This window comes from Arthrobacter sp. T572, from assembly GCF_056780115.1.
On the sequence record NZ_JBRAZQ010000002.1, the window covers coordinates 3,808,680 to 3,822,975 of the forward strand.

Sequence of the window (14,296 nt, forward strand, 5' to 3'; positions counted from 1 at the left end):
CAACCGGCGGCAGGGAGTGCACGCCATTCCCTCCCTCCATCATGAGGCGCAGCGTAGCGTTGCAGTCATGACTCACAGTGACGACGTGCGGAAGTTCCTGACCTCGCGGCGTGCGCGCATCACGCCGGAGGCCGCGGGGCTGCCTGCCTACGGTGGGAACCGGCGTGTGGCCGGACTTCGCCGCGAGGAAGTGGCAATGCTCGCAGGCATGAGCATCGACTACTACATCCGGCTCGAGCGCGGAAACCTCTCGGGCGCTTCGGACAGCGTCCTGGAGGCGCTCGGCCGCGCTTTACAGCTTGACGACGCCGAGACGGCCCACCTTTTCGATCTGGCCCGGGCTGCTTCCGCAGCACCGCGGATACGCCGCAAAAGGAGCCCGCGGACAGTCCGCCCCAGCGTCCAACGCGTCATTGATGCGATCACGACGGCGCCGGCCTGGGTCCGTAATGACCGCGGCGATGTCCTGGCTTCCAATGAGCTCGGCGCAGCGCTGTATATGGACTTGATGGCCGAGGAAACAGCTCCGCCAAACAGCGCCCGGTTTACCTTCCTGAACCCCAAAGCGCGGGAGTTCTTTGCCGATTGGGAACGCAGCGCGGACGACATCGTGGCCGTACTGCGTTCCACCGCCGGGAAAAACCCCTACGACAAGGACCTGACGGACCTGATCGGTGAACTCTCCACCAGGAGCGAAGAGTTCAGGACCCGATGGGCGCGGCACGATGTGAAGTACCACCGGACGGGACGCAAGCGGCTCCATCACCCGATTGTCGGTGACCTGGACCTGAGCTTCGAAGCGCTTGAGCTCCCGGCAGATCCGGGATTGCGGATCAACGTGTACACGGCTGACCCGGCCACGCCCTCGGAGGATGCGCTCAAGGTACTGGCAAGTTGGGTGGCCACGCACAAAGAGGCCCCGGTTCATAACAACCCGGTCCGGGACAAGCCGGTTCAGGGGAAGGGCTGATGGACTGACCCCGGAGGATCCCGGGAGCTACTGCCCATACCCCGGCTGCTGGGGTACGCTCAGCAAAGACCCACGCACTATCGATGCTGGCTTCCGGGGGGAACAATGGGGATATTTCGCACGTGCACGGCACTCTTCGCAGCAGCAACGGCGGTGGCGGGAGCTTCTTTGATCAGCGTGGCGCCGGCTTCAGCTGCCCCGTCCGTGGGACCAACAGCCACCATAGATGGTGTCCCCTATGTAGGTGCCGAACTCCGTAAGCAGTACGACTACGACTATGCCGGGTGCTTGAATCCGGACGGGACCACCCCCAATGGTTACACAGCCGAATGGGTGCGCGACGGCGTGCCGTTGCCGCCGGAACGCCAGGGTGAGGTGCTGAAGGTGCTCCCCGCAGATGTTGGCCACCGGTTGGCACTCAGGGTCCACCCCTCCACACCGGAAGAACCCAACTGCCCGGACGCTACCCGGGTCAGCCCCGACACGGCGCCGGTGAAGGCTTCCTCCCGGGCCATGGGCTGGACCAACCGTGGCAACTTTGAAGCCTTGGGCCGCACGCAGGACGGCAGGCTGATTCTCTACCCGCGTACCTACACGTACGTGCCAGGCAGTTGCGAGGGCCCGTGCCCGAGGTATGACGGTGAGTGGGACGAACCCCGGCGAGTCGGCCAGGGATGGGATGCGATGGGCATCGTTTTCTCGCCCGGGGACTTCGACGGTGACGGTTACAACGACCTGCTGGCCACCGACGCCGCGGGAGATCTGTACCTGTACCCCGGCGACGGCGAGGGCAACTGGCTGGACCGGCGCAAAGCCGGCCAGGGTTGGAACATCTTCGACGCGATCGTCGGCCCCGGCGATTTCAACGGGGACGGCACCAACGATGTCCTGGCCCGTGATGCCGCCGGCGATCTGTACCTGTATCCGGGCGACGGAGACGGCGGGTGGCTTCCACGGACCAAGGTGGGCCAGGGTTGGCAGGTGATGAATAAAATCATCACCGGCGGCGACATGAACGGTGATGGTCTCGTGGAGGTCTTCGGCCGGGACGGCAACGGCAATATCTCGATCTACCGGGCCGATGGCAAAGGCGGCTGGGACTCCTCTGCAGTCATCAGCGGAGGCTGGGGCACCTTCACGGAGATCGCGGGCCTTGGCAGCTTCGGCCACCAGAAGTACAACAACCTGTTCGCCGTCAACGGGAACGGAAACCTTGTGACCTACTCAACCGGCGCCTCCACGGCAGTGTTGTGGGGTCCCTATGGGCCCGTGGGCGCAGGGTGGAACGTGTTCCGCGAGCTGCTCTAGTGCCCCAAACGGCTAGAGCTGCTGCTCCCATACAGCGAACTGGAGGGCAATGGTCCCCCGCGGTTCATGGGCAGGTTCAGGATCCTGCTGGACCACTCCAACCAGACGGAAGAGTGATCCAGCAAGATCGAGCAGCTTCCCCATCAGACGCCCACGGACTCGCTTGAACGCACCGGGGTCTCCAGTCCCAGGTTCTCCCGCAGCGTGGTGCCGCGGTACTCCGTGGGGTACACGCCGCGTTCCTGGAGCTCGGGAACCAGGTGGTTCACGATGTCGTCCAGGCCGGTGGGGATGAGCCACGGCGAGATGTTGAAGCCATCCACTGCGCCTACGCGGGCGTACTCGGCCAGGTGGTCTGCCACGGCGTTGTAGGAGCCGGTAAAGGTCGCATCGATGCGCGCTGTCTTGGACGTGACGAACTGGCGGATGGACAGTCCCTTGTCCTTGGCTTCTGCGCGCCACTGGTCCGCCAACTGGCGGGCCTTGGCGCCGTGGAATCCGCTGCCGCGTGTTTCGGAGGTCTCTTCGACCACCGGGTCGATCTCCGGCAGGGGACCATCCGGGTCATAGGACGAGAGCTCGCGTCCCCAGAACTGTTCCAGGTAGGCGATGGCCTGCTGCGGACCGATCTGCAGGCTGCGGACCCAGGCCTTCTTCTCCTGGGCTTCCTGCTCGGTGGCGGCAAGGATGAACTCGCTGGCCGGCATGATCTGCACCGCGTTGGCCCCGCGCCCGGCAGCAACCGAACGGGCAACGATGTCGCGGCGGAATTCCACGGCGTCGTCGAACTTGGGGTGGGCGGAGAAGATCACGTCTGCCTGGCGGGCGGCAAAGTCACGGCCGTCAGGTGAGTCACCGGCCTGGAACAGCACGGGACGGTACTGTGCGCTGCGCGGGAGTCGGGGCGTCACGTCCACCGTGTAATGCTGGCCCTCGTGCAGCACGCGGCGGGCGGGTCCGGACGCAGTTTCCCAGGAGTCCCAGATGCGTTTGGCAGTCTCGACGAAAGCCTCAGCGTGCTTGTACCGGTCAGCGTGGTCGAGGTAGCCGCCGCGGCGGAAGTTGGCGCCAGTCCACGCGTTGTCCGTGGTCACGATGTTCCACGCCGCACGGCCACCGGAGATCAGGTCCAGCGAGGACAATCGGTGGGCCAGGTCCGCGGGGTCGTTGTAGGTGGTGTTCTGCGTTGCCACGAGGCCGATGTTCTTCGTCACCGACGCCAGGGCGGCGAGCATGGTCTGGGCGTCCGGACGGCCAACCACGTCCAGGGCGTGCGGGCGTCCGAGGTGCTCACGCAGCCGCAGGCCTTCACCCAGGAAGAACGCAGCGAACTTACCGCGCTCTGCCGTCTGGACAATGCGGCGGAAGGACTCGAAGTCGGTCTGCGAGCCGGACTCGGCTGCCTTCCAGATGGTGCCGGAGTTGACGCCTTGGAAGAAGATACCGAACTGGATCTGTCCGCTCGGCTGGAAAATATCGCGTGTCATGGTTCTTTCCTTACTTACCGGAGCTCGCATAGCGGTTTTCGGCCCGTTCCAGGCCGAGCAGGTCACGGAACGTTCCGTCGTGGACCGGCGGCCGAAGCGAACCTCGGCGACGCAGTTCCGGCAACACGAGCCGCGACAGCTCGTCCAGTTCCAGCGCCAAAGCAGCCGGGTGCAGCCGAACGCCGTCGGCCTCCTGCAACAACGCGTCCAGACGCTCAGTGAGCCCGGCAGCCGTGCCGACAAACTGTGCGCGCCCACCAGAGGATCCCGCCCGCACCTCGGCGGCCTCGCCACGGGAGTCGAGGACGACGTCGAGCTCCGCCACCACCGCGACCGAGGCACCCAGGCGGGCACGAACGTCGCGCACTTCGGCAACCAACAGTTCGGGCGTCGGCGCAGTGACCAGCACCGCGTCAACGGCCTCAACGGGAACGGCGCCGTCACCCACCAGCGAAGCAGACGCCAGCACCGGCAACTGTCCCTGGAGCGGCCTGGGGATGATGGACGGCCCCTTCACGGAGTACGCCGTTCCCGCGAAGTCGGCGGGAGTTTCGAAGTCCACATAGTGCAGCTTGTCCACGTCGATGTACCGGCCGGTGGCGACGTCGCGGATCACGGCGTCATCCTCCCAGGAGTCCCACAGGCGGCGGCCAACCTCGATCGACGCGGCGGCTTCCTGCCCCAGCGCGTCTCCGGTCACGAAGGAACGTCCGACGGCGGCAGCGGCCTCGGGCGATTCGGCTGCGGTGGCGATCCACCCGGCACGGCCGCCTGAGACGTAGTCCAGGCTGGCAAGCTGGGTGGAGATGTGGAAGGGCTCGGTGTAAACCGTATCCACTTCCGGGACCAGGGCGATCGTCCGGGTCACCGGGCCGGCGAAAGCTGCCCGCTGGAGTGCGTTGGCCCGGCCGGCGTCCGGCGCATCGGCAAACGTCGCCACGTGGAAGCCTGCCGATTCGGCGGCGAGGACGGCCTCGGAAAGACTGCGGAAGGCACCGCCGTCCCAACCAGCACCGTCAAGTTCGATGGCCAGGAATCCGGCCTTGTTTTCACTGCTCACTTTTGGTCCTGACGTTCGTAGGGAATCTTTTCGCCGGCTTCGATTGCCACAGGCAGCCGGTTTTCGGCGGGCGGAAGCGGGCACGTGGCGAGGTCGGTGTAGGCGCACGGCAGGTTGACGGCACGGTTGAAGTCGAGCTGTACGCTGCCGTCGGAAGCAGGTGTCACCGACAGGGAACGGTTGGCTGCGTAGGTGGTCCTGCCCGAGGTCTGGTCGGTGAACAGCACCGAAAGGGAACCCGGCGCGTAACCGTTGAACGCGGTCAGCGCGAGCTCCTGCCCAGCCAGTTTGAAACGGATCTCGCCCGGGGCTTGGTAGACGTGCTGGATGCCCTCGACGGCGGCGCCAACAGTGGTCTCACGCGGGGTCTCGAACGGAACAAAGGTTCCGGCGACGGCAAATGCCGCATTCGGGGTGTACGCCGGTGTGCCCTGGTACTCCTGCAGCAAGGGATTCCCCGGGTTGCGGGGACGCATGATGTACTCGCCGCCGCGCTTTGCCACCTCGATCACGGTGTCGCCGGAGACCAGGTTGATGCCGCCGCGCTCTTCGATCGGTCCCAGCTCAACGCTGCCGCTTAGCTCCACGCCGTCCTGGAGCAGGCTTTCGCCTGGTTCCAGGACAACACGTACGACGTCGGCTTCCGCACTCCAGGTTCCCGGCGCACCGTCCAACGGGGTCGGTTCAGCGGTGAGCCAGTGGAGGTGGGTGACGGCAAGGAATCCGTGCGGGTGGGCGCGGTGGCGTTCGTGGGCTGCGTGCCACTGCTGCCATTCCTCTTCAAAGGCTTCGAGTGCTGTTTCAGTGTGCGTAGACATTAGCGTTATCCGTCCTGTTGAAGGCGTGGTCTGCGGTGACGGTGGCTGCGGCATCCGGTTCGGTGGCCCCGGCGAATTCCGGGCGGCCGCCGAAAGGATCCCCGGACTCCCACAGCGTGGTAGGCGCGGACGCCCGGACGGCCGGGATAACCTCCAGGGCGAAGCGCTCCAGGATCTCCAGCTGCTGCTCAAACGGCAGGGTGGTGGGCAGCGAGATTGACTGCAGGTCGTGGCCATACAGCGAGTGGTAGCTGAGGATCTTGTCGATGACCTGCTCCGGACTGCCCACCAAGGCAGGTCCCTCTGCCACCGCGTGTTCGATGTCCCGGAAGGGCGAGTTGTTGCCGGGGACGTTGCGGCCGGCGGTCAAGCCCTCATACACGGGACCGTACTGGCGGATGGCTTCCTGGGTGGTGTCCGCAATGAACACCCCTCCGGCGCCGCTGCCCGAACCGATGTACTGGTGCCGGGGATCGTGGCCGTGGCGTTCGTACTCCTCGCGGTAGTGGTCAATCAGCACCTTGTAGTTTTCCCGGGGCTGGATGGCGTTGGCCGTGAACAGCGGATCACCCCATTTGGCGGCGAGCGCCGCGGAGGTTTGGGTTGTAGCCGAGCCGTGCCAAATCCGGGGTGAACCGGCGAAGGGGCGGGGCGTCGTCGTCGTTGGTTCGGTGAGCGCGGGGCGGAACCGGCCGGACCACGTGACGCTTTCCTTGCGCCACAGGGTCCGGAGCAGCGCGTACTTCTCGGCCAGGAGATCCCACTGGTCATCAAGGGACAGGCCGAAGAGCGGGTACTGCAATACCTCGTTGCCCTTGCCGATCACCAGTTCGAGGCGGCCACGGCTGAGTTGGTCGATGGTCGCGTAGTCCTCGGCCACGCGCACCGGGTCCAGGACGGAGAGCACGGTGACCCCGGTCTGGAGGCGGATCCGCGTGGTGACGGCCGCGATCGCGGCGAGGACCGTCGCTCCCCCACAGAAAAGCTGTCGAAGCCGAGCGCCTCAGCCCGGCGGGCGGTCTCCACCACCTGGTTGAGCCGGTCAGCGGTGGAGACGATCTCCCCCGTCACCGGGTTCTTCAGGTGGGGGATGATGTCCAGGACCTGGAATTTCACTTGCCCGTCCCAAAGGTGGCCTCGGTGACGGTCTTGGATTCGGGCACGGCTTCCTCGGAGAGACCCCAGCGCTCCAGGACTTTGGCGTAGGAGCCGTCCTTGATAGTGGAGTTCAGCGCTTCGGTGACGGCCGGTGCCAGTCCGTTGCCCTTGAGCGTGGTGGCTGCGACCAGGGTCTCGGACGGCCAGCCGGCGTTGACCTTGCCAACCACCTTGAGGTCGTCGCGGGTGTTCTCACGGTAGGTCACGGACGGGTACGGAGCCAGGTTCAGGTCGGTGCGTCCCGAGGACAACGCCAGGATCGTGTCGGCGTCGGAGGAGTAGTACTGCAGCGTGGCCGGGGCCTTGCCCTTGTCTTCGAGTTCCTTGTTCCAGGCGAGCAGGATCTTTTCCTGGTTGGTGCCCGAACCTACCGAGATCTTGAGGCCGGAGATGTCGTCCGAACCCTTGATGTCGTACGTGGAGCTCTTCTTTGCCTCAAAACCCATGTAGGCCGCGCGGTACGTGGAGAAGTCGAACAGCTTCACGCGGGCGGCGTTGATGCCGACGTTGGAGAACACGGCCTCGAAGTCACCGGACTGGGTCTTCAGCGGCCAGTTCTCCCAGGAGGTCACCTGCAGGTCCAGTTCCAGGCCAAGCTTGTCTGCGACCAACTGCGCAATGTCGATTTCGACGCCGATCGGGGTCTTGTCGTCCGTGGCGTGGAAGGACAGCGGGATGGCACCGGCCGTGGTGGCCACTGTCAGCTTGCCGTCCTCGGCGATGGCGGCAGGAACGGCAGTTGCAGCGGTGGCGTCCTTCTCAGCCCTGATGCGGTTCTGGTCAACGGAGGTGTTGTAGACCACGCCGTTCTTGGCCGCCGCGGACTCCGGTTTGGCAGCGGAGGCACCAGGGTCGGCGCAACCGGCCAAGACGGGAAGCACGACGGCGGGAAGCACCGCGAGTGCCAGGAGCCTGCCCTTGGCCTGGCGGGGCTTGGGATGGTGTGCAGTGGTGGGGCGGGAGATGCGAAGCATGGAGGAGGTTCCTAGATATTGAAGGCTGGTTCGATGACTTTGGAGAAGAAGCTGCGGGTGCGTTCTTCACGGGGATTGCCGAAAATGTCCTGGGGCGGACCGGACTCGACGATCTGCCCCTGGTCCATGAACACCACAGTGTCTGCGACGTCGCGGGCGAAGCCCATCTCGTGGGTCACGATCACCAGCGTGGTACCGGACTTGGCAAGTTCCCTGATGACGTCCAGCACTTCGTTGACGAGTTCGGGGTCCAACGCGGAAGTCGGCTCGTCGAAGAGCAGGATCTTGGGGTCTAGGGCGAGCGCCCGGGCAATGGCCACGCGCTGCTGCTGTCCACCCGACAGCTGCCGGGGGTAGGCATCGGCGCGGTCCTTGAGTCCCACCCGGTCCAGCAGCTCCAGCCCTCGCTTGCGGGCCTCGGCCTTGGATCGCTTTTGGGCCACGATGGGAGCTTCGATCACGTTCTCCAGCGCGGTGAGGTGCGGGAACAGGTTGAAGCTCTGGAACACCATGCCAATGTTGGTGCGCTGCTTGAGGATGTCCTTCTCCCGCAGTTCGTGGAGCTTGTTGCCCCGGACCTGGTACCCCACCAGCTCGCCGTCAATGGTGATGGAGCCGCCGTCCACCTTCTCCAGGTGGTTGATGGTCCGCAGCAGGGTGGACTTTCCGGAGCCGGAAGGGCCCACGATCACGGCCACGCCGCCGGGAGGGACGGACAGGGAAACACCCTTGAGGACTTCGGTCGCGCCGAAGGACTTGCGGACGTTCACGATGTCCACCTGGCCCCGGGTCGCGGCACCCGCTCCCGGGGAAACCACGGCGGCAGCCGGAACAGCAGCGGCAGCCCGTGCCGCCGTCGTACGTTCCGTGTCCTGGCCCGGCGCGGTGGCGAGTTCCGTCTCTGCGAGGTGCGCGGCAGCAGCGGCTTCGGAGGAGGAAAAGACGGTGCTCATCGGGATTCCTTCCCAGGCTTGAGGGGTGCGTGGGTCGCGAAGAACCTGCGCGCTTTCTGAAGTGGCGTCAGCGGCAGGTTCCGCACGGCACCCTTGGAGAAGTGGCGTTCGATGTAGTACTGGAAGACGCTGAGCACTGAGGTGATCACCACATACCAGAGCGTCGCCACCAGCAGCAGCGGCAGGACCTGCTGGGTGCGGTTGTAGATGACCTGGACCGTGTAGAAGAGCTCGGAGTAGGCAAGGACATAGACAATCGAGGTGCCTTTGACCAGTCCGATGATCTCGTTGAAGGCGTTGGGCAGGATGGCGCGCATGGCCTGCGGCAGGACGATCCTGGTGTTGCGCTTCCAGGCCGGGATGCCCAGGGCTGCCGCGGCTTCCAGCTGGCCCTGGTCCACGGAGAGGATGCCGCCGCGGATGATCTCTGCTGAGTACGCCGCCTGGTTCAGGGTCAGGCCCAGCACTGCCGCCGCGAACTGGCTGATCAAGGTGGTGGTCTGTGCCTCGAAGAAGCGGACATCGGTGAACGGGATGCCCAGGCTGATCTTCTCGTAGAGGTAACCGAGGTTGTACCAAAGGAGGAGCTGGACCAGCAGCGGCGTGGACCGGAAGATCCAGGAGAACGTCCAGGACACCGAAACCAGCAGCGGCGAGGCCGACAGGCGCATGAGGGCAAGGATGAACCCGAGCACGAATCCGAGGACGCCGGAAATCGCGGTCAGCTTCAGGGTCTCCACCAGGCCTGTGACCACCGACTGGGCGGTGAACCATTCGGCCACCACATCCCATTCCCACCGGGGGTTGGTCAGCAGGGACCACACCACTGCGGCGACGCCCGCGGCAACAATGACCGTTCCTACCCAGCGCCACGGGTGCCTGGCCGGAACCAGTTTGTAGTTGGAGTAGTCCGGGGTGGGCGGTGCGGTTTCCGCCGTGGCAGGCGGTGCTGTTGCACTCATGCGCCACCTCATTTCAATTGGGGATGTTGTCTATCGGATTTCTGCAAATCTAGGGGGGCCCGGAACGGCCAGCAAGGCGGGAATTTGCACTTCTTCACCGGGCTTAGCGCAGCTTCAAAATCGTTCGTGCAGCGTCATAAAGGCATTTCACATAACGCCATATGCGTCGCTTCCTTGTCGTCGTTTAACTCCGAATGACGTGTGGTGAACGGCGGTTACCGGCGTCTCGACCCGCTGGCCGGCGGGTCCCTACATTGGGCATACCAACCGCTGCTTTACAGGAGATCCCCATGCCGTCACGAATTCCCGCCCTTGCCTTTATCGGCGGCGGTCCGCGCACGGCCGGCGTCCTGGAGAGGCTGGCGGCGAACCGTCCCGCCCTCTTCGAAGGCCCGCTGCAGATCCACGTCATAGAGCCGCACCAACCTGGTTCGGGCAGGATCTGGCGTTACGACCAAGGTCCCGGCCTGCTCATGAACTCCACGGCTGCGGACGTCACAATGTTCACCGATTCATCCGTCACCTGCGACGGCCCGGCCCTGGATGGTCCGGCACTGGCTACCTGGGCCGCAGGAGTGCTCGATGGCAGCATCCGCGATGTGCCCGTCTTTGAGCCGCACATCCTGGAACAGCTCCGGTCCCTGGGCCCTGCGTCCTTCCCTTCCCGGCAGCTCCAGAGCAAGTACCTGGAGTGGTTCTTCCGCCGCGCCGTGACGTCCCTCGGGCCGGACGTCTCCGTCACCGTGCACCGGGACCTTGCCACATCTGTCCAAGCCGCTTCCGGCGACCACGACGGCGGTACCCACCGCGTTCAGTTGGCTTCGGGCACCGAGGTGGCTGCCGACGTCGTGGTTTACGCCCTGGGCCACACCGACTCGCAAGTGGAACCGGAGTCCGCGCGGCTGAGCGCCTTTGCCGCCAGGCACGGCGGGTTCCATGCGCCGCCGTCGTACACCACGGATGTTGACTACTCCGGAGTCAAAGTCGGGCAGGACGTCATTGTGTCCGGTATGGGCCTGGCGTTCGTGGACCTGTTGGTGCTGCTGTTCGAGGGCCGGGGCGGCCGCTTCGAGGAAAGGCCCGACGGCGAACTGGACTACGTGCCCTCCGGCGCCGAGCCGCGCGTCTGGGCAGGCTCACGCCGTGGGGTTCCGTACCACTCCAAGATCTCCTCCTCGCTGCGCACCCCTGTGGACCGTCCCCGGTACTTTACTGCCGACGCGATCGACGCCCTGCTCGCCGAGCATCAGGAACTCGACTTCCGTGCCCACCTCTGGCCGTTGATCGCCAAGGACGCCGGATACGCTTATTACCGCGAACTGTTCACCGGCTACCCGGATCGGGTGCTGGGGACGTGGGCAAGTTTCCAGGCGCGCTTCGACGCCCTGGATTGGTACAGCAGCGAACGCGAAGAACTGGCAGCCTTCGCTGTGCCGGACCGCGCCCTTCGCCTGGACCTCGAGGCGGTGGACCACCCGTTGAGTGGTTGCGCGTTCGACTCCCATGACGCCGTGCAACGATCCGTCACCGCGTACATCCAGCGCGACCTCGACCTCCGGACCAGCCCCGACCACTCCGAGACGCTTGCCCTGTTCATGGCGCTGCTGTTCGTCTACATGGACCTGGGCCGGCTGGTCCCGCAGGAGCGGCTCAACGCCAGGTCCCAGCAGGCCATCCACGGCTGGTGGCATGGCTTCTTCAGCTTCGTGGACTCCGGCCCGCCCGCGCACCGCCTCCGCGAGATGCTCGCGCTGCACCGCGCGGGGCTCCTGAAGTTCCTGGGACCGGGAATGTGGGTCCGTAGCGACGAGTCGAGCGGTCGTTTTGTGGCGGGCTCGTTCCAGTCACCTGTGGTGGTGGACGCTTCGGCCTACATTGAGGCGCGGTTGCCTGCTGCTTCGGTGGAGCGGTCCGCGAATCCCGCCTTGCTGGACCTGCACGACGCCGGGTTGGGCACCGAACAGCGGCTGCTCACCACCGAGGGCGCCCACTCCACCGGAAAACTCCTGGTCTCCGGGAATCACGAGGTCCTCTCACCTGTTGGAACAGCACAGAAGGGGTTGTTTGCGGTAGGTCCTTGGACGTCGGGATGGGGAGCGGGAGCGTTCGCCCGGCCCAACACCAACGCGGCACCGTTCCGCGAAAACGACGCCCTGGCCCGGCGGATCCTGGAAACCGTCGCGGCTTCGGTCCCAGCACCCCAGCCCAACTAGGTCGCATTTGTGCGCGTTTTGAGCCCTCATAACGCGCACAACTGTCACCCAGTTGGGTTCCCACCTACGAAAGGCAAGACATGACCGCAACGCCCACCCTCCCACCGTCGGGCCTGACGGTCCTGAGCCTGCCCATGCGCGACCCCCGCGTGCGCCCGCTCCTGGACGAACTCGCGGTCGAGTACAACACCCGCTACGGCGACCTGTTCAGCAGCGAAGGTGCCGCCGAGGAGCTCAACCGCTACCCCGCAGAAGAATTCGCGGCACCGCACGGGGCACTGATCATCCTCCAGGAAAACGGCGAATCCGTGGCGGGCGGCGCTTTCCGCCGCTACGACCAACACACCGCCGAGCTCAAGCGGATCTGGACCCACTCGGCCCATCGCCGCCGCGGTCTGGCCCGCCGTGTGCTGGCCGAACTTGAGGCAGAAGCCCGACGGCGGGGCTACCGCAAGCTGTACTTGACCACCGGACCGCGGCAGCCGGAAGCCAAGAACCTGTACCTCGCCACAGGCTACAAGGCGTTGTTCGACCTCGCTGCAGATCCCGAAGACATCAAGCACCTGGCCTTCAGCAAGGATCTTTCCCCGCACAGCTAAGCTATGCGCATGGCCAAGAAAACCACTGCTGAAAAACTTGCCACCATCCAGCAGGGGTACACCCTGCAAGGTGCCACCGTTGAGCTTGGCGCCGCGATTGTGGACGGCGAAGTCCACAAGGAAGCCCAGGTCCGGCTCCCGCTTGCCATGATGAACAGGCACGGTCTGGTGGCCGGTGCGACAGGTACGGGCAAGACCGTCACGCTGCACATGATCGCCGAGCAACTCTCCACGGCCGGGGTTCCGGTCTTCCTCGCCGATATCAAGGGCGACCTCTCAGGATTGGCGACGGCGGCGACGGCCAGCGAGAAGTTGACGGCGCGCACTTCTGCGCTTGGCCAGGAGTGGTCCGGCAAGAACTTTCCCGTGGAGTTCCTCTGCCTCGGCGGGGACGGCAACGGCATCCCTGTCCGCGCCACCATCACCTCATTCGGGCCCATCCTGCTCTCCCGCATCATGGACCTCAACGACACCCAGGAATCCAGCCTCCAGCTGATCTTCCACTTCGCGGACAAGAACAACCTGGAGCTCATCGACCTCAAGGACCTCCGGGCTGTCATCCAATTCCTTACCTCGGATGAAGGCAAGGCCGAGCTGGCAGACCTTGGCGGGCTGTCCAAAGCTACGGCGGGGGTGATCCTGCGCGAACTGGTGGCCCTTGAAGCTCAGGGCATGGAAAAGTTCTTCGGCGAACCCGAATTCGACACCGCCGAACTCCTCCGCACCGCCCCCGATGGCCGGGGCGTCATCAGCTGCCTCGAACTGCCTACCCTGCAGACCAAGCCACTGCTGTTCTCCACCTTCCTGATGTGGCTGCTCGCCGACCTGTTCGAGGACCTCCCGGAGGCCGGCGACCTGGACAAGCCCAAGCTCGTGTTCTTCCTGGATGAGGCACACCTGCTCTTCAACGGCGCGTCCAAGGCCTTCCTGGAAGCCATCACCACCACGGTCCGGCTGATCCGCTCCAAGGGCGTGGGCATCTTCTTCGTCACCCAAACCCCCAAGGACGTGCCGGCGGATGTCCTGGGCCAGCTGGCCAACCGCGTGCAGCATGCCCTCCGTGCCTTCACCCCTGAAGACGCCAAGGCCTTGAAAGCGACCGTGTCCACGTTCCCGGTAAGCGACTACGACCTCGAGGAAACCCTGACCTCCGCGGGGATCGGCGAGGCCGTCATCACCGTCATGAACGAGAAGGGCGCCCCCACGCCCGTGGCACTGACCCGCCTTCGCGCCCCCGAATCCGTGATGGGTCCCAGCACGGACGAGCTCATCCGCAGCTCCGTGGCCGCGTCCTCGCTCCTGGTCAAGTACGGTACCGCCGTTGACAACGTCTCCGCCTACGAGAAACTCAATGACTCCGCTGCCGTATCCACAGGCGACCCCGCCCCCGGACTGCCTCCGGTTCCGGGAACAATCACCGGCAATATTCAAAGCGACATCGACGCCGAAGCACGCCGCATCGAGGAGGAGATCCTCGGTCGTCCAAGTTCCCGGCCAGCGCCCACGGCGTACCCCGAGCCCGTACCCGCCCCGCCCCTCCCTCCGCAACAAGAGCCCGGAGTGCTGGGCGATCTCGCCGGAGTCCTTGGCGGCGCCCTGGGCGGCGGCCTCAAGAGCATGGCCCGTTCCATGGGCACGCAATTGGGCCGCGAACTCCTCCGGGGCGTCTTCGGTACATCCTCCAGGCGCCGCCGCTGACACCGGCCATCCCGGGGATGCCGGACGGCTTACGCGGTCCCCGGCAGCTGTGGAACCCACGACGCCGGGACGCGGCTTACGCTTGCCGCCACCCGC

The 14,296-nt window shown here is 65.4% G+C and carries 11 protein-coding genes and 1 pseudogene; 5 read left to right on the forward strand and 7 right to left on the reverse strand.

The annotated features are described in order from the left end of the window. Nucleotides 1-67 precede the first annotated feature (67 nt). Nucleotides 68-970 carry a helix-turn-helix transcriptional regulator gene (locus ACUYMZ_RS18845; RefSeq protein WP_481605253.1) on the forward strand — a complete coding sequence of 301 codons (903 nt, stop codon included), beginning with the start codon at nt 68-70 and terminating at the stop codon, nt 968-970. A gap of 105 nt (nt 971-1,075) precedes the next feature. Beyond that, entirely contained in the window at nt 1,076-2,278 is a 1,203-nt protein-coding gene (locus ACUYMZ_RS18850; protein WP_481605255.1) for an FG-GAP repeat domain-containing protein, read from the forward strand. A 143-nt stretch (nt 2,279-2,421) separates the two neighbouring features. Here ACUYMZ_RS18850 and ACUYMZ_RS18855 read toward each other — a convergent pair whose 3' ends face one another. From ACUYMZ_RS18855 to ACUYMZ_RS18885, 7 genes and pseudogenes are all read right to left on the reverse strand, one after another. Next, nucleotides 2,422-3,765 (reverse strand): NtaA/DmoA family FMN-dependent monooxygenase, encoded by a 1,344-nt coding sequence (locus ACUYMZ_RS18855; protein WP_426004475.1) that lies wholly within the window; start codon nt 3,763-3,765, stop codon nt 2,422-2,424. Between the two features lie 10 nt (nt 3,766-3,775). Further along, a complete protein-coding gene (locus tag ACUYMZ_RS18860) occupies nt 3,776-4,825 on the reverse strand; it encodes an LLM class flavin-dependent oxidoreductase (protein ID WP_481605257.1) in 1,050 nt (349 codons plus the stop codon). Then, entirely contained in the window at nt 4,822-5,643 is an 822-nt protein-coding gene (locus ACUYMZ_RS18865; protein ID WP_481605259.1) for a DUF1684 domain-containing protein, read from the reverse strand. The genes ACUYMZ_RS18860 and ACUYMZ_RS18865 overlap by 4 nt, the downstream gene beginning before the upstream one ends. After that, nucleotides 5,627-6,759, reverse strand: a pseudogene (locus ACUYMZ_RS18870) (LLM class flavin-dependent oxidoreductase). Before ACUYMZ_RS18870 ends, ACUYMZ_RS18865 begins: the two are co-directional and overlap by 17 nt. Continuing rightward, nucleotides 6,756-7,775 carry an ABC transporter substrate-binding protein gene (locus ACUYMZ_RS18875; protein WP_481605261.1) on the reverse strand — a complete coding sequence of 340 codons (1,020 nt, stop codon included), beginning with the start codon at nt 7,773-7,775 and terminating at the stop codon, nt 6,756-6,758. Before ACUYMZ_RS18875 ends, ACUYMZ_RS18870 begins: the two are co-directional and overlap by 4 nt. Before the next feature lie 11 nt (nt 7,776-7,786). Then, on the reverse strand, nt 7,787-8,728 hold the full coding sequence (locus ACUYMZ_RS18880; protein WP_442425041.1) for an amino acid ABC transporter ATP-binding protein: 942 nt from the start codon (nt 8,726-8,728) through the stop codon (nt 7,787-7,789). Further along, complete coding sequence (locus ACUYMZ_RS18885) at nt 8,725-9,690, reverse strand: amino acid ABC transporter permease (RefSeq protein ID WP_442425042.1); 966 nt, start codon at nt 9,688-9,690, stop codon at nt 8,725-8,727. The genes ACUYMZ_RS18880 and ACUYMZ_RS18885 overlap by 4 nt, the downstream gene beginning before the upstream one ends. Nucleotides 9,691-9,980: 290 nt before the next feature. On the opposite strand from ACUYMZ_RS18885, the gene ACUYMZ_RS18890 reads away from it, so the two are divergent. From ACUYMZ_RS18890 to ACUYMZ_RS18900, 3 genes are all read left to right on the forward strand, one after another. Next, nucleotides 9,981-11,903, forward strand: a complete 1,923-nt coding sequence (locus ACUYMZ_RS18890) for an FAD/NAD(P)-binding protein (protein ID WP_481605264.1) — start codon at nt 9,981-9,983, stop codon at nt 11,901-11,903. Between the two features lie 80 nt (nt 11,904-11,983). After that, nucleotides 11,984-12,502 carry a GNAT family N-acetyltransferase gene (locus tag ACUYMZ_RS18895; RefSeq protein WP_426004487.1) on the forward strand — a complete coding sequence of 173 codons (519 nt, stop codon included), beginning with the start codon at nt 11,984-11,986 and terminating at the stop codon, nt 12,500-12,502. Between the two features lie 9 nt (nt 12,503-12,511). Next, nucleotides 12,512-14,200: a helicase HerA-like domain-containing protein gene (locus tag ACUYMZ_RS18900; protein ID WP_481605266.1), complete on the forward strand. Its 1,689-nt coding sequence runs from the start codon at nt 12,512-12,514 to the stop codon at nt 14,198-14,200. Nucleotides 14,201-14,296 lie beyond the last annotated feature (96 nt).